Origin of the sequence: Anabaena sp. 90 (assembly GCF_000312705.1) — a bacterium.
GTDB classification, from domain to species: Bacteria; Cyanobacteriota; Cyanobacteriia; order Cyanobacteriales; family Nostocaceae; genus Dolichospermum; species Dolichospermum lemmermannii.
In genome coordinates this window covers 267407-285207 of record NC_019427.1, presented here as the reverse complement: position 1 = coordinate 285207, position 17801 = coordinate 267407, and the positions used below count along the sequence as shown (strand labels likewise).

22 protein-coding genes, 1 tRNA gene and 1 other annotated feature are annotated in these 17801 nt (G+C 39.8%); of the genes, 13 read left to right on the top strand and 10 right to left on the bottom strand.

The features are described from left to right. The first annotated feature begins 75 nt into the window (after nucleotides 1–75). The 4 genes from ANA_RS01260 (at nucleotide 76) to ANA_RS01245 (ending at nucleotide 1378) form a co-directional block, all read left to right on the top strand. Nucleotides 76–312, top strand: coding sequence for a translationally controlled tumor protein (locus ANA_RS01260; protein ID WP_015078226.1), 237 nt, complete (start codon nucleotides 76–78; stop codon nucleotides 310–312). A gap of 27 nt (nucleotides 313–339) precedes the next feature. Beyond that, entirely contained in the window at nucleotides 340–690 is a 351-nt protein-coding gene (locus tag ANA_RS27250; RefSeq protein ID WP_015078225.1) for a hypothetical protein, read from the top strand. Then, nucleotides 683–1027: a type II toxin-antitoxin system PemK/MazF family toxin gene (locus tag ANA_RS01250; protein ID WP_015078224.1), complete on the top strand. Its 345-nt coding sequence runs from the start codon at nucleotides 683–685 to the stop codon at nucleotides 1025–1027. Before ANA_RS27250 ends, ANA_RS01250 begins: the two co-directional genes overlap by 8 nt. A gap of 135 nt (nucleotides 1028–1162) precedes the next feature. Beyond that, the gene (locus tag ANA_RS01245; protein ID WP_015078223.1) at nucleotides 1163–1378 is read left to right on the top strand and encodes a hypothetical protein; all 216 of its coding nucleotides are present in this window, start codon (nucleotides 1163–1165) and stop codon (nucleotides 1376–1378) included. Between the two features lie 72 nt (nucleotides 1379–1450). Here the strand turns inward: ANA_RS01245 and hflX are convergent, their stop codons facing one another. Together hflX and ANA_RS26360 are read right to left on the bottom strand one after the other, a co-directional pair. Continuing rightward, complete coding sequence (hflX, locus tag ANA_RS01240) at nucleotides 1451–3187, bottom strand: GTPase HflX (RefSeq protein WP_015078222.1); 1737 nt, start codon at nucleotides 3185–3187, stop codon at nucleotides 1451–1453. Between the two features lie 177 nt (nucleotides 3188–3364). After that, nucleotides 3365–3505 carry a hypothetical protein gene (locus ANA_RS26360; RefSeq protein ID WP_158310493.1) on the bottom strand — a complete coding sequence of 47 codons (141 nt, stop codon included), beginning with the start codon at nucleotides 3503–3505 and terminating at the stop codon, nucleotides 3365–3367. 92 nt (nucleotides 3506–3597) lie between these two features. Between ANA_RS26360 and rplS the strand changes: the two genes are divergently transcribed. From rplS to rplA, 6 genes are all read left to right on the top strand, one after another. Then, the gene (gene rplS / locus ANA_RS01235; protein WP_015078221.1) at nucleotides 3598–3960 is read left to right on the top strand and encodes a 50S ribosomal protein L19; all 363 of its coding nucleotides are present in this window, start codon (nucleotides 3598–3600) and stop codon (nucleotides 3958–3960) included. A 150-nt stretch (nucleotides 3961–4110) separates the two neighbouring features. After that, nucleotides 4111–4183: transfer RNA gene (locus tag ANA_RS01230), tRNA-Trp, on the top strand. 184 nt (nucleotides 4184–4367) lie between these two features. Further along, on the top strand, nucleotides 4368–4589 hold the full coding sequence (secE, locus tag ANA_RS01225) for a preprotein translocase subunit SecE (protein WP_015078220.1): 222 nt from the start codon (nucleotides 4368–4370) through the stop codon (nucleotides 4587–4589). After that, nucleotides 4589–5221, top strand: coding sequence for a transcription termination/antitermination protein NusG (gene nusG / locus ANA_RS01220; protein WP_015078219.1), 633 nt, complete (start codon nucleotides 4589–4591; stop codon nucleotides 5219–5221). The genes secE and nusG overlap by 1 nt, the downstream gene beginning before the upstream one ends. Nucleotides 5222–5227: 6 nt before the next feature. Beyond that, the gene (gene rplK, locus ANA_RS01215; RefSeq protein ID WP_015078218.1) at nucleotides 5228–5653 is read left to right on the top strand and encodes a 50S ribosomal protein L11; all 426 of its coding nucleotides are present in this window, start codon (nucleotides 5228–5230) and stop codon (nucleotides 5651–5653) included. 150 nt (nucleotides 5654–5803) lie between these two features. After that, nucleotides 5804–6520, top strand: a complete 717-nt coding sequence (rplA, locus tag ANA_RS01210) for a 50S ribosomal protein L1 (RefSeq protein ID WP_015078217.1) — start codon at nucleotides 5804–5806, stop codon at nucleotides 6518–6520. Nucleotides 6521–6574: 54 nt separating this feature from the next. Then, nucleotides 6575–6742 (top strand) — a sequence feature (ribosomal protein L10 leader region). Here rplA and ANA_RS25510 read toward each other — a convergent pair. Next, nucleotides 6661–6900, bottom strand: a complete 240-nt coding sequence (locus ANA_RS25510) for a hypothetical protein (protein WP_083881407.1) — start codon at nucleotides 6898–6900, stop codon at nucleotides 6661–6663. It overlaps the preceding feature by 82 nt. 16 nt (nucleotides 6901–6916) lie before the next feature. Here ANA_RS25510 and rplJ point away from each other — a divergent pair, with 16 nt between their 5' ends. After that, on the top strand, nucleotides 6917–7486 hold the full coding sequence (rplJ, locus tag ANA_RS01205) for a 50S ribosomal protein L10 (RefSeq protein ID WP_015078216.1): 570 nt from the start codon (nucleotides 6917–6919) through the stop codon (nucleotides 7484–7486). 59 nt (nucleotides 7487–7545) lie between these two features. Then, nucleotides 7546–7932, top strand: a complete 387-nt coding sequence (gene rplL / locus ANA_RS01200; protein WP_015078215.1) for a 50S ribosomal protein L7/L12 — start codon at nucleotides 7546–7548, stop codon at nucleotides 7930–7932. A gap of 65 nt (nucleotides 7933–7997) precedes the next feature. On the opposite strand, the gene ANA_RS01195 is transcribed toward rplL, so the two are convergent. The 5 genes from ANA_RS01195 to ANA_RS01175 form a co-directional block, all read right to left on the bottom strand. After that, nucleotides 7998–9545, bottom strand: a complete 1548-nt coding sequence (locus tag ANA_RS01195; RefSeq protein ID WP_015078214.1) for a bifunctional ADP-dependent NAD(P)H-hydrate dehydratase/NAD(P)H-hydrate epimerase — start codon at nucleotides 9543–9545, stop codon at nucleotides 7998–8000. Nucleotides 9546–9732: 187 nt separating this feature from the next. Continuing rightward, entirely contained in the window at nucleotides 9733–10518 is a 786-nt protein-coding gene (locus ANA_RS01190) for a hypothetical protein (RefSeq protein WP_015078213.1), read from the bottom strand. A 103-nt stretch (nucleotides 10519–10621) separates the two neighbouring features. After that, nucleotides 10622–11614, bottom strand: a complete 993-nt coding sequence (locus ANA_RS01185; RefSeq protein ID WP_015078212.1) for a pentapeptide repeat-containing protein — start codon at nucleotides 11612–11614, stop codon at nucleotides 10622–10624. Between the two features lie 80 nt (nucleotides 11615–11694). Then, on the bottom strand, nucleotides 11695–12600 hold the full coding sequence (locus ANA_RS01180) for a hypothetical protein (RefSeq protein WP_015078211.1): 906 nt from the start codon (nucleotides 12598–12600) through the stop codon (nucleotides 11695–11697). A gap of 577 nt (nucleotides 12601–13177) precedes the next feature. After that, a complete protein-coding gene (locus ANA_RS01175) occupies nucleotides 13178–14170 on the bottom strand; it encodes an aspartate carbamoyltransferase catalytic subunit (RefSeq protein WP_015078210.1) in 993 nt (330 codons plus the stop codon). Here ANA_RS01175 and ANA_RS26910 point away from each other — a divergent pair. After that, nucleotides 14144–14374: a hypothetical protein gene (locus ANA_RS26910; RefSeq protein WP_200863836.1), complete on the top strand. Its 231-nt coding sequence runs from the start codon at nucleotides 14144–14146 to the stop codon at nucleotides 14372–14374. The genes ANA_RS01175 and ANA_RS26910 overlap by 27 nt on opposite strands. Nucleotides 14375–14442: 68 nt before the next feature. On the opposite strand, the gene mgtE is transcribed toward ANA_RS26910, so the two are convergent. Together mgtE and murJ are read right to left on the bottom strand one after the other, a co-directional pair. Further along, nucleotides 14443–15792 carry a magnesium transporter gene (gene mgtE / locus ANA_RS01165; RefSeq protein WP_015078209.1) on the bottom strand — a complete coding sequence of 450 codons (1350 nt, stop codon included), beginning with the start codon at nucleotides 15790–15792 and terminating at the stop codon, nucleotides 14443–14445. A 384-nt stretch (nucleotides 15793–16176) separates the two neighbouring features. Then, nucleotides 16177–17781 carry a murein biosynthesis integral membrane protein MurJ gene (murJ, locus tag ANA_RS01160; RefSeq protein ID WP_015078208.1) on the bottom strand — a complete coding sequence of 535 codons (1605 nt, stop codon included), beginning with the start codon at nucleotides 17779–17781 and terminating at the stop codon, nucleotides 16177–16179. Nucleotides 17782–17801: the final 20 nt, after the last annotated feature.

Below are 17801 nucleotides of genomic sequence, written 5' to 3'. Positions count from 1 at the left end.
TATGGCTGTATATCTGCGGAATGTGTGATATAATGAGCCAAATTCACCGAAAACCTAGATAAAAAACCGAAGCCTATGTATATTTTCAACTGTATTTTTACGGGAAAGAAGGTATTTTCAGATGACTACTCAGCCAAAATTGAAGATGATGGTTTTGTTTGGGTTGTTGATGGGAAATATGAAGAACTCAGTGATCAAAAATTTGATGATAGCCTCTTCGGAGGTAACAAGAGTGCTGAAGGTGAAGACGTGACTGAGTACGTGACTGAGTATAAGCCTGTTGTGAATACTCTCCTAAAAGCTTTTCGTTAGTCCTGATAGTGTATATCGAGTCACTTCATGATAAATGCGATAGCGAAGCTGACCGAAGGTATCGCTTGTGGTGTGATTTTGGAGAGAGCGATAGCGAAGCGCACCGAAGGTATCGCTTATAGTGTAATTTTGGAGATAGTCATATCAAGCCCATGTTATGATATTTCTATATATAGGAAAAAAGCTATGACTGCTTTAGTACAAGAACTTCTGAATACATTCGACCGCTTGACAGACTCAGAACGGTTAGATTTGGTATTAGAGATTTTAAAGCGGACAGTTGATTTAGATTTTTCGCCCTTATCTGATGAAGATTTAGTCATGAATGCTGAGGGACTTTTTCTTGATTTAGATGAGGAAGAAGCGACCTATGAGTAGTCCTAAACGTAGTGAAGTTTGGCTAGTAGATTTAGGTTATGTGGCAAAAGTTAGACCATGTTTAGTAATCAGTATTCCTGTACTAGATCAAGATCGTGCATTAGTTACTCTTGTTCCACACACAACAAGTTCACGCAGTTCAAGATTTGAGGTACAAGTCAAAACAAATTTTCTTCGGGAAGGAGTATTTGATGTACAAAATATCATCACAATTCCTCATGCAAAGCTTTTACGCAAATTGGGAAACATAACACCAGAACAAATGCTGAAATTAGAACAGGTTCTACTATTTTGGCTGGGATTTGACGAAGAAAATGTTCAAGATGATGATGAGTAGTCTGTGCAGCAAATTGATAATTTAGTGCTTGTGTGATTTTTGGGAGTGCGATAGCGAAGCGCACCGAAGGAATCGCTGTAAAATAAAGAGATAAAATAAAATCATCCCCATTCTTCCTATGAAAACGAGGCACAAATGACTTATTTAGAACTACATCAAAAGATTGAACAACAGATATCCCAACTACCACCAGAACAGCTTTCCTTAGTTAGTGATTTTCTCGACTCTATTCAGGAAAAAAGCACCGTAAATCAACGCCCATTACGTCGTATTTCCCCCATCAAGCGAGGTAAAAAAGCAGGTGATTTACTACATTATGCTGGAACTTGGCATTGCCTCTGCTATCATTGAAAGCAGAGCCTTCTAAAATTCATTCCCATACAGAGTATGGGAACGAGAAAGAAGTCGGGGATCTAAAAACTATCAATCATCACCAACAGCGTACTGAATCAATAGAGATAGACGCTGACGCAGAGTTTCCAGTCCTAACCGCTGACTAGCAGAAATAAACACTGCTAAAGGAAACTCCTCTCTAGCCAAAGCCAGTGTTTCACTACTAACTTGATCAATTTTATTAAAAGCCACTAACGCCGGACCCGGTGTAATCGGCATTTGCGCGAGTATATCCCGAACTGCGCGAATGTGATTCAACCAAGCAGGATGAGATAAATCTACTAAATGCAGTAAAGCATCCGCTTCTGTTACCTCCTCCAACGTTGCCCGAAAAGCATCCATTAAAGATGCAGGTAACTCATGGATAAACCCTACAGTATCCGTCATCAAAGTTTCCTGGGGTGCGCCCGTTTCTGCATGAGGAATTATTAATCGCCGTGTGGTCGGGTCAAGGGTAGCAAACAGTTGGTCAGCCGTGTATACTTCCGAATTGGTGAGGGCGTTGAGTAAAGTGGATTTACCAGCGTTGGTATAACCCACCAAAGCCACTGAGGGAACTTCTCGATGTTGTCGTCGTTGACGTAACCGACAACGATGAGCTTGTAATTGATTAACTTCGTGTTGCAGTCGAGAAATCCGCTTTTGAATAGCCCGGCGTTCTGTTTCTAGCTTGGTTTCACCGGGACCCCTTGTGCCAATACCACCGCCCAATCTGGACATACCCTCACCCTTGCCCGTGAGTCGTGGCAGCATATACCCTAACTGTGCCAGTTCCACCTGTAATTTACCTGCACCAGATTGAGCGCGTTGGGCAAAAATATCTAAAATTACTTCGGTGCGGTCAACTACCCTAACACCAATTTGTGCTTCTAAATTGCGAACTTGGGAACGGGAAAGATCCCGATCAAATACTACCAAATTAGCACCTAGAGTTTGCACAGCGATCGCCACTTCTTGGACTTTACCTTCACCAATCACTGTTTGGGGATGAATACGCGATCGCTTTTGTTGTAAGGTTTGTAAAACAACACCTCCAGCCGTATCCACTAATCGGGTCAATTCCACTATGATGTCTTGGAATTGTTGCGGCGTGATATTTTCTGTTAATACCCCCACAATTACCACCCGATCATGATCAGCGTCTACCTCTTGCGCTACATACTCCCGACTAAATTCCTCTTCTAAACTTGCCACTAAGTCCAGAAAATCCTGGTCAGCCAAAGCATCTAAACTTAGAGGTGGTGAGATGTGGGAATATGTACCAGCATCTCCGATACTGATACCAGCGGATTGAGTCACAACCAATTGTCTGTTATTAGCTACCAGATGCGCCAGATAAGCTTCTTTTACGTATCCAGTTGAACCACCGCCACGCTTGGTAAATCCTCCTCCAGTAATATTAAAAACTACTAAAGCATCCAATCTTTGTAAAGCCATGGCTGTTAAGGCTGACTCACTCGGTTGTTCTGACTTGAGATTGGTAGATAAACAACGAATACCGCTCAGACGCTCTGCACCATAGCGAGGTAGTTCTAAGGGCGGAATTTGCGTTTGACGCGGAGTACCTACACCAACCCGAATTACTTGTCCACGACGATTGATATAAGTACAAATAGGTTGATTAATTTCCGTACTAATGGCTGCCAGCCGTTGAGCAAAATCAGTAGTCGTAATGCGATCGCCTGATATCCGCTGGTGGTACAGCCGCTGGAGTTGTTTTAGCTGGCTGGACTTCAAACCTTGAACATTACCAAAGATAGTCTCTATAGGCGTTTATGACCAGTTACCTGGTTCCCCCTGAATCCTGACACTGTCTATTTTACAACAGCAATTGGTCAGTTGTCAGTTGTCAGTTGTTAGTAGGGGCGAAGCATTTGGAAGATAAATTATCGGTCATTGCCAAAAATAGTTCTCCAAATGCTTCGCCCGTACAGTTGTCAGTTGTTAGTTGTCATTAGGTAATTTTCTTCTTTCTTCTTTCTTCTTTCTTCTTTCTTCTTTCTTCTTTCTTCTTTCTTCTTCCTGACTCCTGACTCCTGACTCCTGAACTCCTGACTCCTGATAGCGAAGCGTGGCGTTAGCCATACTCCTGACTCCTCCAATAAATAGCTGGACTCTTTGGCAACTATAGATTTATAATTAACGATTGTGAGTTTTTTCAAAAAACATAAAAAGTAATGAACGCCCAAGAGATTATCCGCTCAATTGAAGCGGAGCAAATGAAATCTGACTTACCCGATATCTATGTCGGTGACACAGTTAAGGTAGGAATCAAAATTCAGGAAGGCACTAAATTCCGTGTGCAACCTTACGAAGGTGTAGTTATAGCTAGACGCAATGGCGGCATCAACGAAACTATCACAGTTCGTAAAGTTTTCCAAGGTGTGGGTGTAGAACGAGTATTTTTGCTTCATTCTCCCCTGGTTGAAAGCATTAAAGTATTGCGTCGTGGTAAGGTTAGACGTGCTAAATTATATTATCTACGCGCCCTCGTCGGTAAGGCAACCCGCATTAAACAAAGATTCGACCGCCCTCTATAATTCCCAATGGTGAATTAATAGACAAAACCCAGTCTGCAAGCGGCATCTGCCGCTAACTTGCCAAAAGAAAAAAAATAAGTTACAATCAGAAGCGAAATTGCGTTAGAATAAAAAAAGTTCAGCGCAATGACTGTAACAAGAAAAGCTTGTGCGCTCTTAGTTCAGTTGGTAGAACGCAGGTCTCCAAAACCTGATGTCGGGGGTTCAAGTCCTCCAGGGCGCGCTAAAAAAGAAAAATACTGCCCGAAGCAATAACGCCACTGCCAAAACAGCAGAAAACGTCAATTATTTCGGGTATAATTTTTTTGAAATATAGCTTGACTGTTGCCAGTTAATTTAGGCCGAAGCTATAAACCTTGAAAAAAATCACAAGGTTAGGCTATTTAAGAAACGGGGGGATAACGACTGTGGCCAAAAAAAATGAAGCAGAAATGCCAGAAACCGAAAATGGGTTTAACTTAAACAATTTTTTCCAAGGAACAAAGGAAGAACTTGAGAAAGTAATTTGGCCCAGTCGGAAACAGTTGGTGAGTGAATCAGCCGCTGTACTATTAATGGTTACACTCTCCGCCTCTTTGATATATTTGGTAGATGGATTGTTCGCTTGGGCAGCAAAACAGGTGTTCTGATGACTTCTGCAACAGACGAACCACGCAACTCCGAGTTGCAGTCAGATGACACACTCTTAACAGGGATCAAAGAAGTCCGCTGGTATGCAGTGCAAGTAGCCTCTGGCTGTGAGAAACGGGTAAAGACAAATTTAGAGCAACGTATCCAAACTTTTGATGTCGCTGATAGAATCGTCCAGGTGGAAATTCCCCACACCCCAACGGTGAAAATCCGTAAGGACGGTAAACGTCTACCTTCAGAAGAAAAGGTTTTCCCTGGTTATGTGCTAGTCCGAATGGCGATGAGTGATGATACATGGCAGGTGGTAAGAAACACCTCCCACGTGATTAACTTTGTGGGCGCAGAGCAGAAGCGTGGTAGCGGTAGAGGCCGTGGTCACGTTAAGCCAGTTCCCCTGAATCCTTCGGAAGTTGAACGCATATTCAAACAAGCCTTGGAACAAGAGCCAGTAGTCATAATTGATATGGCTACAGGTGATAAGATAGTTGTGCTTTCTGGTCCATTTAAGGATTTTGAAGGCGAGGTGATTGAAGTTTCCCCAGAACGGAGTAAACTAAAAGCTCTGCTTTCTATCTTTGGACGAGATACACCAGTAGAATTGGAATTTAATCAGGTTAAAAAACAGAGCTAAATACAAATGGCGAAGAAAGTAGTAGCGGTCATTAAATTGGCCCTGAATGCTGGGAAAGCCAACCCAGCACCGCCAGTTGGTCCTGCATTGGGTCAACATGGTGTTAACATCATGATGTTCTGCAAGGAGTACAACGCCAAAACAGCAGACCAAGCTGGAATGGTGATACCTGTAGAAATTTCTGTTTATGAAGATAGAAGTTTTACATTTGTACTCAAAACTCCACCAGCATCAGTTTTGATTCGCAAGGCAGCGAAGATTGAAAGAGGCTCAAGTGAACCCAACAAAACTAAAGTTGGTAGCATTAGCAGAACGCAATTACGTGAAATTGCTCAAACCAAGCTTCCTGATCTCAACGCCAATGATATTGATGCAGCCATGAATATCGTGGAAGGAACTGCTAAAAACATGGGCGTAACAATCACAGATTAGGTGACAGAGAACAGGCTTCGCCGTGAGCGTCAGCGAAACGGTGACAGGTGACAGTAGATAAAAAAATAACAACTGACAACTGACAACTGACTAATAACAAAATCATATCGGGGGAGAAGCACGACTTCGAGATTACCCCAGGAGAAAAAAATGGCAAAAAAAGTATCACGCCGCTTACAGGCGTTGCTAGAAAAAGTAGAAGATCGGGATTATACACCCTTAGAAGCATTAGCTCTGTTAAAAGAAACAGCAACCGCTAAATTTGCTGAGGCTGCTGAAGCTCATATTCGTTTAGGAATTGATCCTAAATATACAGACCAACAGTTGCGGACAACGGTAGCACTACCTAAAGGCACAGGACAGATAATTCGGGTAGCAGTTATCGCCAGAGGGGAAAAAGTCACAGAAGCAACTAATGCTGGTGCTGATATAGCTGGTTCTGAAGAACTCATTGAAGATATTCAGAAAGGCATGATGGACTTTGACAAGCTGATTGCTACACCAGATGTGATGCCACAGGTAGCAAAGCTGGGTAAATTACTAGGTCCACGGGGTTTGATGCCCTCACCTAAAGGTGGAACAGTGACATTTGATGTTGCTAGTGCGATCGCTGAATTCAAAGCTGGTAAATTAGAATATCGGGCTGATCGAACTGGGATTGTCCATGTTATGTTTGGTAAGACTGCTTTTTCACCTGAAGATTTATTAATCAATCTCAAGGCATTACAAGAGTCAATTGACCGTAACCGTCCTTCGGGCGCTAAGGGTCGTTATTGGCGGTCAGTGTATATATCCTCGACAATGGGTCCGTCAATTGCTATTGACATTAGTGCTTTACGAGAGTTAAAAATAACTGACGCTGCATAATTTGGTAATGGGTAATTGGTAGTAGATGAAGATAATCAGAAATTACCAATGACCAAAATTAAATAAGCAAAGCCGGAGACAGCAGGTGCTAATAGCTTAATACCCTGCCGAGGTTGTAATTTTAACCGCCTGAAGTTTAATCAAGAAAAGTTTGATAACTGCGGCCTTAAAAATACTACTTTGAAACCCTGGCTAAGATAGCTGGGGTTAAGTTTTTTCCGTGTGTCAGCAAAAAGGTGACAACTAACAACTGACAACTGTACGGGCGAAGCATTTGGAGAACTATTTTTGGCAATGACCGATAATTTATCTTGCAAATGCTTCGCCCCTACTGACAACTGACAACCGACAACTAACAACTGACCACTGACAACTGACATTGGAGGTGAGACAAGTATGGGAAGAACGTTAGAAAACAAAAAAGAAATAGTTGCTGATCTTAAAGTTTCTTTGAGTGAATCAACTTTAGCACTGGTAATTGATTATCAGGGGCTGACAGTTGCTGAAATCACAGATTTGCGTCGGCAACTCCGTCCTAGTGGTGCTATCTGTAAGGTGACAAAAAACACCTTTATGGGCATTGCTATTAAGGATCAGGAACAATGGCAGCCAATGTCAGAATTACTTAACGGTTCTTCGGCATTTCTGCTAGTTAAAGAAGATTTATCTGCGATCAAAGCTTACCAAGCATTCCAAAAAGCCACCAAGAAAACAGAAATTCGTGGTGGTGTCATGGAAGGTCGTGTCCTGAGTGAAGCTGATGTCAAGGCTCTAGGAGACTTGCCATCTAAGGAACAACTCATGGCTCAAATTGCTGGAGCTATCAATGGTGTGGCTACCAAGCTGGCTGTTGGTATCAACGAAGTTCCCAGTTCTTTGGCTCGCGCTTTGCAAGCTGTCGCTGAAAAAGAAAATAGCGATAGTTCTGAAAGTGCTGCTGAGTTAGCGGTAGTTAGTGAAGATTAATCACTGACAACTCACAACTAAAAAACTAACAAATCAAAAATTCTTTAGGAGTTATATCCATGTCTGCTGCAACCGAACAAATTTTAGACCAATTGAAATCTTTGACCTTATTAGAAGCTTCTGAATTAGTTAAGCAAATTGAAGAAGCTTTTGGTGTTAGTGCTGCTCCTACTGGTGGTGGCATGATGATGATGGCTGCTCCCGGTGCTGTTGCTGAAGTAGTAGAAGAGAAGACCGAATTTGATGCAATTTTGGATTCTGTACCTGCCGATAAGAAGATTGCTGTCTTGAAGATCGTTCGTGAAATCACAGGTCTAGGTCTGAAAGAAGCTAAGGACTTGGTAGAAGCCGCTCCTAAAGCAGTTAAAGAAGCTGTAACTAAGGAAGCCGCTGAAGATATCAAGAAGCGGATTGAAGAAGCTGGTGGTAAGGTAACAGTTAAGTAATTGTTATTTGGTGATTGGTGATTGGTGATTGGGAAGAATTTTTACCCAGTCCCCAGTCCCCATTATCATCGCTTTAAAACCGGAAGTAAATATTGTGTCAGTGTAAAAGCATCAACTCCTAATTCTGTTCTTGCTTGTGCTGCTAAAATTCCTGCTTGGGAATGCCACCAAGCCGCAGTTGCGACTATATCTTCTATAAAAATTTCTTTATTCATAATTTGCGCTAATAGTCCACCCAATAACCCAGTTAATACATCACCGCTGCCTCCACGGGCTAGGGCTGGGGTACTTTCGGGATTTATCCAAACACTACTACCTTGAGAATTAGATATAGCTGTTCTTGCCCCTTTTAGCAGGACTACAGCCCCACTTTCTTGTGCTGCTGTTTGTACGGCTTTGATTCTATTTGTGTAATCAATATGGGGAAATAAACGCTTAAATTCTCCCGTGTGGGGTGTAATTACAGTGGCTGATTTTCGTGATTTCAATGTGGGAATAGTTCCTAATTGTGCCAGAATATTTAAAGCATCAGCATCGAGAATTAGAGGACATTCACATTTAATTATTTCGGGAATAATAGAAATATTATCTTTAGTTAAACCCGGCCCGCAAGCAATTGTGGTAAATGAATTTAAATCTATAAGGTGCGTTACGCTGTCGCTAACACACCCTACTAATGGTAAATTAGCAATTGTTCCGGTTTTCGTTTCAGGACAACCAATAATTAACGCTTCTGGTAAATGGGAAACTAACAACATTTTTAGAGATTCGGGGACAGCGATTGATAACATTCCTATACCAGAAGCTCGCGCACCTAAACCTGTTAAAATTGCTCCACCGACATAACGTTGAGAACCACAAATTAATAATAAATGTCCTTGTTTGTATTTATGGGTAATGAGAGGACGAGGTAAAGGTAAGGTTGATAATGCTGTTGTTTTAGTAATGCGTTTGATTTGGGGAATATTACCGATAACAGCATGAATATCTGCTAAGGGAATATCAAAGTCAATTAATTCGGCTTTACCAATATAAGGTAATGCTTGTTCTTGTAATAAACCTTGTTTCCATAAACCTAAGCAAAATGTATAATTTGCCTGAATAGCTGTTCCTAAAACTTCTCCTGTATCTGTATGTAAACCCGAAGGAATATCAATACTAATAATGGGTTGATTTTTGCTATTAAAATAATTAATTGCAGTAGCAATAGAATCAGTAATTTTCCTTTCTAACCCAAACCCAAATAAACCATCAATTAAAAAATCATAACTTGGTAATTCAGCAATTTCTTGATAACAGGGAATTCCTAAATTTTGTGCATATTGAAAATGTTGGGAAGTTAATTCTTTTAATTTGGAAAAAGGTTGATAAATCCAAACTTGATAACCGCGAAAATGCAATTCACGAGCTACTACTAAACCATCTCCTCCATTATGACCGGGACCAACTAAAATTCCTACACATTGCCCTGGGGAAATAATAGCCTGTAAGCGGTGGGAAATTAATCCCGCTACCTTTTCCATTAAAGCTGCTACAGGCATTCCGGCAGTAAATATCCTGGCTTCAATATCCCGCATTTGGGCTGCGGTAACAACAAATTGTTCTTTAGTCATTAGTCAGTTGTTAGTTGTCAGTTGTTAGTAGGGGCGAAGCATTTGGAAGATAAATTATCGGTCATTGCCAAAAATAGTTCTCCAAATGCTTCGCCCGTACAGTTGTTAGTTGTCAGTTGAAAGACAAATATTTTCACCAATTACCAATTACCAATTACCAATTACCAATTACCCATTACCCATTACCTTATTTTCCGTAATAAACTCTAGCATTGCCGTAACCTGAATTTTTCAAATAGCTGTTCCATTGTTCTGCTTCTAAGCGATCGCTAAATGGTCCTACAGCTATATGCGTTCCTAGTGGTTGAGTTCTCCTAAATACATTAATATTGATGCTAACTTTTTGGCGAATTTCTGTACCTAAAGAATGTAAACTATTAGCATTACCAGGAATAACTACATAATAGGAATTTCTTTTTTCCTGTTGATAGTTATTTGGATAGTTCTGATCATTATATCCGGGAGCATTATAAGACATTACTGGTTGAACCGAATAATTAGGTGTTAATTCTATATTTTCCGAATTAACGATTTTCGCGCCAGAAATCCCATTAAATTCCAATTCTCTTACCCGTTTTTGAGCATTAGATTGTCCATTGAAAACGCCAGATTGGATCACCTTACGTCCCTTGTAATTGCGAATATAGGCATTAGGTTCAATTTGCCGAACTCGCTGCAAAATTTCATAATTATTGCTATCAACATAAACAAAATATCGGTCAAAGTTTTGGTTATATTGACTATATTGTGTCCCTTGAGATTGATAGAATTTTTCTGGTTGTAACTGCGGTAATGGCTGCTGGTTAATGGCTATTTCCTGGAGATATGGCAATGTTGCTTGTGCGAATATTGGCATATTATTAGATGTTTGAGCCTGAACTGGACTATATTCACATACGAACACCCAACTTCCACTTATCAGCAAGGAAAATATGGGTAAAGAGGTAAAACAATTTACTCTTAAAGTAGGCATATTTGTTACCAGTTTTTGCAAAGATATTTGGTTTAATTCCAATGGGATAAAATAATTTAAGGGAGCATTGAAATGACGAAATTACTAATAAATTTCCTGATTTTTAGTAGCCAATTGTGCCGTCGGGCATTACCGCTTCAAACAAATTTGCACCTGTGAGATTTGTCGTACTAATTTCTGCTCTAAATAGATTTACTTTGGTTAAGTTAGCATCGGTAAAGTCTGTCATAGCAAGACAAGCATCTACTAATTCTGCTTCAGTTAGATCAGCCTCACACAGATTAGCTCGACTCAAATTAACTTTGCTCAGTCTAGCAAAACTGAGGTTGGCTCGGTTCAGCTTGGCTTTAATCAGTGTAGCCTGGAACATCATTGCATCATGTAAGTTAGCACCTATTAATTCAGCTTCAGTCAAATTTGATTTTGACAGTTTAGCATTTATGAGGTTTGCACCATTCAAATTAGCACCCTGTAAATTAGTCTCAGTTAAAGTAGCATTTTCTAAAATTGCTCCACTCAGATTAGCACCACTCAAATCCACACCACGCAGCATAGTCTCACTTAAATTAGCTCCACTCAGATTGGCCTTAGCTAAGTCTGCACCAGTTAAATTAGCACCCCGTAAGTCAACTTTATGCAGGTTAGCACCCCGGAGACAAGCAGAATAGGTTCTTTTTTCTTCTCGCAGGTTAGCACCCCGGAGGCAAGCACCTGTGAGGTTAGCACCTGTGAGGTTAGCACCACGCAAGTCGGAACTCATTAAGTTAGCATCTAACAGATGTGCTAAAGTTAAGTTGGCATTACGCAGATCAGCACCTTGCAAAGTTGCACCATGCAAATCAGCGTCATGCAAGTTGGCATTTTGCAACTTTGCTTGGGTTAGGTTTGCACCGCGGAGATTTGTAAAACTCAGATTCGCATTATTGAGAAGAGCCTGATTTAGATAGCTAAAAGTTAGGATAGCATTAGACAAATTTGCCTGATCTAAACCTATGCCAATTAAATCTGCATCAAATAAATTTACTCCATTTAATTTGGCGTTGCTAAAATTTGTTTCTCCATTTGCATATCGTCTCAGAAGTTCTTTCGCATCCATAATTTTTTCTCTCAATTGTTGTTAGAAATTTTTCTTTCCAAAATCAAAAATAGTCTGAATTATTTATTATTAAGTATATCTCAAGTAGGCGGTACTGTAATTTGACAGGTATTATTATCATCGTCATCATAGAAATCATTAACTTGAGTTGGAGCAGGTTGATAATTAGGATTAGCAGGTGGTTTAGTTTTTGCAGATGGATAACTGTTAGGGAGTTTATCTGAATTGGTTTTGGCTGGTATATCACCATATAAACCACGCATAACTCTGATGATTACACCAGATGCTTGATTATTTTTATCTGGTGTACCTAAAGAGATCACAGTATTGTTTATTTTAGATTCAAGTTCTCCAATAGTTGCACAAGAATTAAATAATTTCCGCAATAAACTATCAAGTTCTTCGGATTTTAGTCTCAACCAGTCTTGTTCATTAAAGGTAAATTTATTATAAAGTGCAGAAAATAAAATTATTTTAATCCTCAATGGGTTACTAAATCTCATAAGATTTTGTCGTAAATCAAATTGATTATATTGAGATTTTTTTGAACTGCTTGGAGTTTTTGCTGGAGGAGTTGATGATTTTTTTTCAGAACTATAAAATTTAGGAATATTTTGACTAGGTTGATTTAATATTAATCCTGTTTCTTGTTCTTGATGAGGTTGCTTAAATATTAATTCTGTCTCTTGATCAGGGGTTAGATATAATTTTTGTATTTCTTTGATGATGATACTGGCAATCATGGAGTATTGTTTTGGTTTGCTAAGATTTCCGACGGCAATAGATAAACTCGAAGTTAAGCAATCTATCGTGGGATTTAAACTAGATAATTCTTGGATTAATTCTGGTAATTTAAATCTATTTAGCGTATCTTGATTATTTTCCCACTCATTTTTACAAGCGAAGAATATTAATTTTTTAATTTGTTGTGAGTTTTCATGCTGTTCTAAATATTTTGCTACTTCATTAAGACTAGATAGAGCCATTATTCAGTATATCTCCTGTACAGGTATCCAATAGTAGTAATCAATACCTTGTCCATTTCTTGTAGGTTGGGTTAAGCGACAGCGCAACCCAACGCATTTGTTGGGTTTCATGCTTCAACCCAACCTACAAATCAAGGATTTTTCTAATTTGGACAAGGTATTAAGTAATAGTAATAGATTATAGCTGAACTAGTAGTCTGTCAAGATAAAAATGATGGACTGTAGTGTGAGCGTCTCGCTCACGCGGGCAAGACTTGTACTGAGCTTGTCGAAGTATGCCCGCACGGACTGCGTTCAAATCGCAATTTACCAGCATCAGTTCATCTACGAACAGTTTTTACTGACACACCAAGCTATTTAGCAGTATCACCTATTGAAATAGTCACTTCTTGGTTTTCCATATAATTAACTCCGTTGCTTGACTAAGTTAATTATATGGACGTTCCGTAACATAAGGCTAGTTATGGGTAGAAATCGCCGAACAGTTTAAAACCCTCGCTTTTTACTTCTATTTGAGCGGATGCTTTGCAACTAATTACTACATTTAATAATGCTATAGCAATTGCATGATTATTAATTAAGCCCTACCACTACCGATAAAATATAAAAGTGCCATCCGCACTGCTACACCGCTAGTTACCTGAGATTGAATTAAGCTGAATTCAGGATCATCCATTAAATCAGAACTAATTTCCACACCCCGATTTACTGGACCTGGATGCAATACTTTAACTTGAGGTTTACATAGTTTTAACTTAGCACGAGTAATGCCAAATAGTTGATGATATTCTCTTAAACTAGGGAATAAATGGGCGGTCATGCGTTCTTTTTGTAAGCGCAAAGTCATGACAAAATCAGCATTTTCCAAAGCTGGTTCTAATTGCCAATGGGTAAATAATCGGTTAGAGTTTTCTGTACATCCTAAGTATTCTGCAAAGAATTTAGGTAACAATGTGGGAGGTGCGGACAGATGTACTTCTGCACCACTAGCGATTAAACTCCAAATATTAGAACGGGCTACACGAGAGTGTAAAATATCGCCAACAATAGCAATTTTTTTACCTTGTAATGATTCAATTTTGGGTTGTGCAGGGTCAATTAAACTACAAATTGTAAATAGATCTAATAATCCTTGAGATGGATGTTCATGTTGTCCATCACCGGCATTGAGGACGCTAACTTTTACACCTAAACGATCCATTTCTTGCGCGATCGCTTGCGGAACTCCTGCATCCTTATGGCGGACTACCATAATATCAGTTCCCATTGCCAAATAGGTTTTTGCTGTGTCAAGAATTGTTTCACCTTTGGTCATAGAAGATGTAGCTGCGGCAAAGTTGAGGGTATCCGCACTAAGTCTTTTTGCCGCAATTTCAAAACTACTGCGCGTGCGGGTAGAAGGTTCAAAAAATAAATTTGCTACTACCTGTCCCTGTAAAGTGGGGACTTTCTTTGTCCGTCGGGATAGTACCTCTTGAAAAGAAGCCGCAGTTTGTAACACGGCGTTATATTCAGCCGTTGTGAAGTCAGCAAGTGTGAGAATATGATGACGATTCCAAGTAGTAGGCATATAAGTAGAGGAGTCAGGAGTCAGGAGTCAGGAGTCAGGAGTCAGGAGTCAGGAGTCAGGAGTCAGGAGTCAGGAGTCAGGAGTCAAGAGTCAGGAGTCAGGAGTCAGAAAGAAGGAAGAAGGAAGAAGGAAGAAGGAAGAAGGAAGAAGGAAGAAGGAAGAAGGAAGAAGGAAGTAAGAAAAGTCTCAAAGTTGGGAAAGTGATGCACCTAATTCACCTTTCTAAACTGAAAACCCTTAATTTATTGAAGTTTTCGGTTTATCCAGCAGTTTCAAGATTGTAAATGAAACACCTTTAAAGCAACAGATATTATACTGAGGAAAGTTAAAAAACCGATGGTATCTAGCATTGTTGTCACTAATGGACCACTCATTAAAGCTGGATCTAGTTTTAAATGCTTCAAACCCATTGGTAACAAAGTTCCTAAAGTAACAGCCACCATTGTATTAGTGGCCATAACTACCCCGGCTATTAAAGCTACCCATCTTTCTTGGGGTTTAGCCCAAATCAGGGAAAGGGCCACCATTGTCAGCCCTAAAGCTACGGCTGTTCCTAAACCGGCTAAAAGTTCTTTGCGGAGAATTTTTCCCGTATCTGCGGGTGTGACTTCCCCTACACCTAAACCGCGAATGGTGACAGTCAGAGCTTGGATACCTACAGTGCCACCTGTGTTAGAAAATATGGGCATAATCACGGCGAGGACAGGTACAGCGGCGATAACTTCTTGAAAAGGAGCGATCGCACTGGCAGCACCAATATACAATCCCATAATCCCCAATAACCAAGGCAACCGTTTCCGAATCGTGACTTGTGCGGGAGATAAGGCCTCTTCATCACCACTGACCCCTGCTAATTTTTGAATATCTTCTGTAGCTTCTTCTTCTAAAATATCAACGACATCATCAATCGTAATAATACCGACTAATCTATCTTCTCTATCAACCACAGGCATAGCGATTAAGTCGTACCGCTGCATAATCCGGGCGACTTCTTCCTGGGAGGTTTCTGTTCTGACTTTAACAACGTGGGCGCTGGCAATATCTTTAATTAAAACATCGGGAAAGGTAAATAATAGCTGACGCAAAGAAACAACACTAACTAATTTGCGATTATCATCAGTGACATAGGCATAGTAAATTGTTTCCTTATCTTGATCTTGCAAGCGGATTTTACTGAGGGCTTCACCAACAGTTAAACCTCGTCGCAAGCGAACATATTCCGTTGTCATTACCCGCCCCGCAGTCCCTTCTGGATAGCCAAGAATCGTAGCTGTGGCTTGTCTTTGTTCGGGACTGAGTTGTTGTAATAAGCGTTTGACTACTCCTGCTGGTAGTTCATCAAATAAATATGCCCGTTCATCAGGACTCATTTCTTCAACAAGGTCTACTACCTGGGCATCGTGGAGGGAGTTAATCAGGTCTTCCTGTACTTCTGTGGGTAAATATTCAAAGACATCTATGGCTTGATCTTTGTTGAGTAACCGAAAAGCGATCGCCCTTTGTTTTTCGGGCAATTGGGTGATATACTCGCCCACATCTACCGGCTGTAAACAATTCAAATCACATTTAAGCTGATTTAAGTCAGCAATATCCAAGGAATTACGAATTTCCTGTGTAAGCATAATAGAAATCTCCTAATGTCTCCCCCGCGCTGGGAGACTGCCTCACCAGCTTAGAGGAGGGTAATACTGCCATCTGTTGGACTTTTGTCCATAACCTCTTGTAAAATTAAATATCAACGTGGGAACTAAAAATAGCACCGCTAAATGAGTTTAGCCCAAAACTCAGCTTTACGATAGATGCTAAGTGACATTTTAAGCATAAGTTGTCACTTGTACAAGTAGTAACAGCAAATTATGGATAAAAACTCCCAAAAAATAAATTATCCAATAATTGGGGAGTGGATTAGGGTTTGATTTAGGGAGTAGCAAATAAGTAAGGTTTTAGCAATGCTAAACCCCTACATCTATAATACAGATTGGGATATTTTTTTGATTGCTAGTTCCTTATTTCTTCAAAAACTTTTGTTGCATCTTCATTACAAAAGTATTCACTTCGGGAATATTCATTCTAGAAGCAATTATCGCAAATACACCAATTCCCACGAAAGCAGATATGGATAATTCTATGAGTAAACTAATTAAATCCTGTTTACCTAGTATTTGTTGAGAAGTCATTAAAGTTCCAAAACTGGCTAAACCCGATATAATACTCCCAACTGTTAAACCCAAAATTGGTACACACCATTCTTGCCAAGGTAAGCCATTAAGTTTGCGATTGAGCAAAAATAATAACATCAACATGGAACTACAATTAACTCCAACTGTAGCTAAAACTAATCCAGGCGCACCAAAACGTTCAACTAATATTAAATCTAATACAGCATTGAGAACAATATTAAATATACTAATTTTAAAAGGTGTTTGTCCATCACCTAAAGCATAAAATACCCTCACCAAAACATCACGCCCTAAATAGACAAACATTCCGATTCCATAGGCAATTAATAGCGAAGATACTAACTGAGTTGCTTCTTGTTTAAATGCTCCCCGTTGATAAACTATCTGGACAATTGGCACAGATAGAGATACCATCAAAGCCCCTAAAGGTAACATGGTAACGGCAGTCAGTAAAAGTCCTTGCCGAATGCGTAATTTTAGTTCTCCCCAATTATCTGGGTGAGAAAGTTTAGCAAATGTTGGTAATAAAGGCAGTAAAATAATATTAGAAATAATTCCCAAGGGAGTTTGGACTAAAAGATTAGCATAGTTAAAACCTGCGGCTGCACCAACAATAGGACTAGCAAAATAAAGGTCAGTAGCGACATTAATTGGCATCATTCCTGATGATATTGTCGCTGGAGTCATGATTTTAATTACTTCTTGCACACCGGGAGATTTAAAATCAAATCTCAGGCGTAATTTCCCTAATCCTAAGCGCCATTGCACTATTGACTGGACTAACCATTGCAGAATTCCTCCTGCCAAAGTTCCCCAAGCTAATACCATGCCACCGATTAAAGCATATTCAGGATTAATAATTTCTTTACCATATTGTCCTGCTAAAATAGCAATACCAATAATAACAGTAATACTAGATAATAAAGGACTAATAGATAGTAACCAATATTGATTAGCTGCATTTAAAGTCCCAAATCCAATGCCAATTAAGCCAGCAAATAAGGCTAAAGGGGCCATAATTTGGATTTGACGGATAGCGATCGCTCTTGTAGTTGCTTCTAAGCCATGACCAACTAAATCAACAATATACTCAGCACAAAAAATCTGGGCAAATGTCACCAGTATCAACAACCCACCCACTAGAGTTGTGATTGTTTCTACAATAGGTGCAGCTTCCTCCTTTTTGTGTTTAGCTAAAACACTGACAATGGCACTATGTAAAGGTCCATTTACACCACCAAGTAGGATTAAAAGAAAACCGGGAATAATGTAGGCATAACTATAAGCTGTAGCTGCCGCACCTACACCAAAAGCAGCCGCAATTATTTGCTGCCTAATTAAACCAAACACTTTACTAATTAAAGTTGCTGCGGCAACAATACCAGCAATACCAGCAAAGGAACGAGAGGGTTTTTGATCTTGTTGTGTCACGAATATTTAATGGTCAGTTG

Bases quoted from the DNA above. Each gene is read 5' to 3' on its own strand.
- ANA_RS01260 (WP_015078226.1), top strand. From the start codon at position 76: ATGTATATTTTCAACTGTATTTTTACGGGAAAGAAGGTATTTTCAGAT.
- ANA_RS27250 (WP_015078225.1), top strand. From the start codon at position 340: ATGATAAATGCGATAGCGAAGCTGACCGAAGGTATCGCTTGTGGTGTG.
- ANA_RS01250 (WP_015078224.1), top strand. From the start codon at position 683: ATGAGTAGTCCTAAACGTAGTGAAGTTTGGCTAGTAGATTTAGGTTAT.
- ANA_RS01245 (WP_015078223.1), top strand. From the start codon at position 1,163: ATGACTTATTTAGAACTACATCAAAAGATTGAACAACAGATATCCCAA.
- ANA_RS26360 (WP_158310493.1), bottom strand. From the start codon at position 3,505: ATGGCTAACGCCACGCTTCGCTATCAGGAGTCAGGAGTTCAGGAGTCA.
- rplS (WP_015078221.1), top strand. From the start codon at position 3,598: ATGAACGCCCAAGAGATTATCCGCTCAATTGAAGCGGAGCAAATGAAA.
- nusG (WP_015078219.1), top strand. From the start codon at position 4,589: ATGACTTCTGCAACAGACGAACCACGCAACTCCGAGTTGCAGTCAGAT.
- rplK (WP_015078218.1), top strand. From the start codon at position 5,228: ATGGCGAAGAAAGTAGTAGCGGTCATTAAATTGGCCCTGAATGCTGGG.
- rplA (WP_015078217.1), top strand. From the start codon at position 5,804: ATGGCAAAAAAAGTATCACGCCGCTTACAGGCGTTGCTAGAAAAAGTA.
- ANA_RS25510 (WP_083881407.1), bottom strand. From the start codon at position 6,900: ATGTCAGTTGTCAGTGGTCAGTTGTTAGTTGTCGGTTGTCAGTTGTCA.
- rplJ (WP_015078216.1), top strand. From the start codon at position 6,917: ATGGGAAGAACGTTAGAAAACAAAAAAGAAATAGTTGCTGATCTTAAA.
- rplL (WP_015078215.1), top strand. From the start codon at position 7,546: ATGTCTGCTGCAACCGAACAAATTTTAGACCAATTGAAATCTTTGACC.
- ANA_RS01195 (WP_015078214.1), bottom strand. From the start codon at position 9,545: ATGACTAAAGAACAATTTGTTGTTACCGCAGCCCAAATGCGGGATATT.
- ANA_RS01190 (WP_015078213.1), bottom strand. From the start codon at position 10,518: ATGCCTACTTTAAGAGTAAATTGTTTTACCTCTTTACCCATATTTTCC.
- ANA_RS01185 (WP_015078212.1), bottom strand. From the start codon at position 11,614: ATGGATGCGAAAGAACTTCTGAGACGATATGCAAATGGAGAAACAAAT.
- ANA_RS01180 (WP_015078211.1), bottom strand. From the start codon at position 12,600: ATGGCTCTATCTAGTCTTAATGAAGTAGCAAAATATTTAGAACAGCAT.
- ANA_RS26910 (WP_200863836.1), top strand. From the start codon at position 14,144: ATGATGACGATTCCAAGTAGTAGGCATATAAGTAGAGGAGTCAGGAGT.
- ANA_RS01175 (WP_015078210.1), bottom strand. From the start codon at position 14,170: ATGCCTACTACTTGGAATCGTCATCATATTCTCACACTTGCTGACTTC.
- mgtE (WP_015078209.1), bottom strand. From the start codon at position 15,792: ATGCTTACACAGGAAATTCGTAATTCCTTGGATATTGCTGACTTAAAT.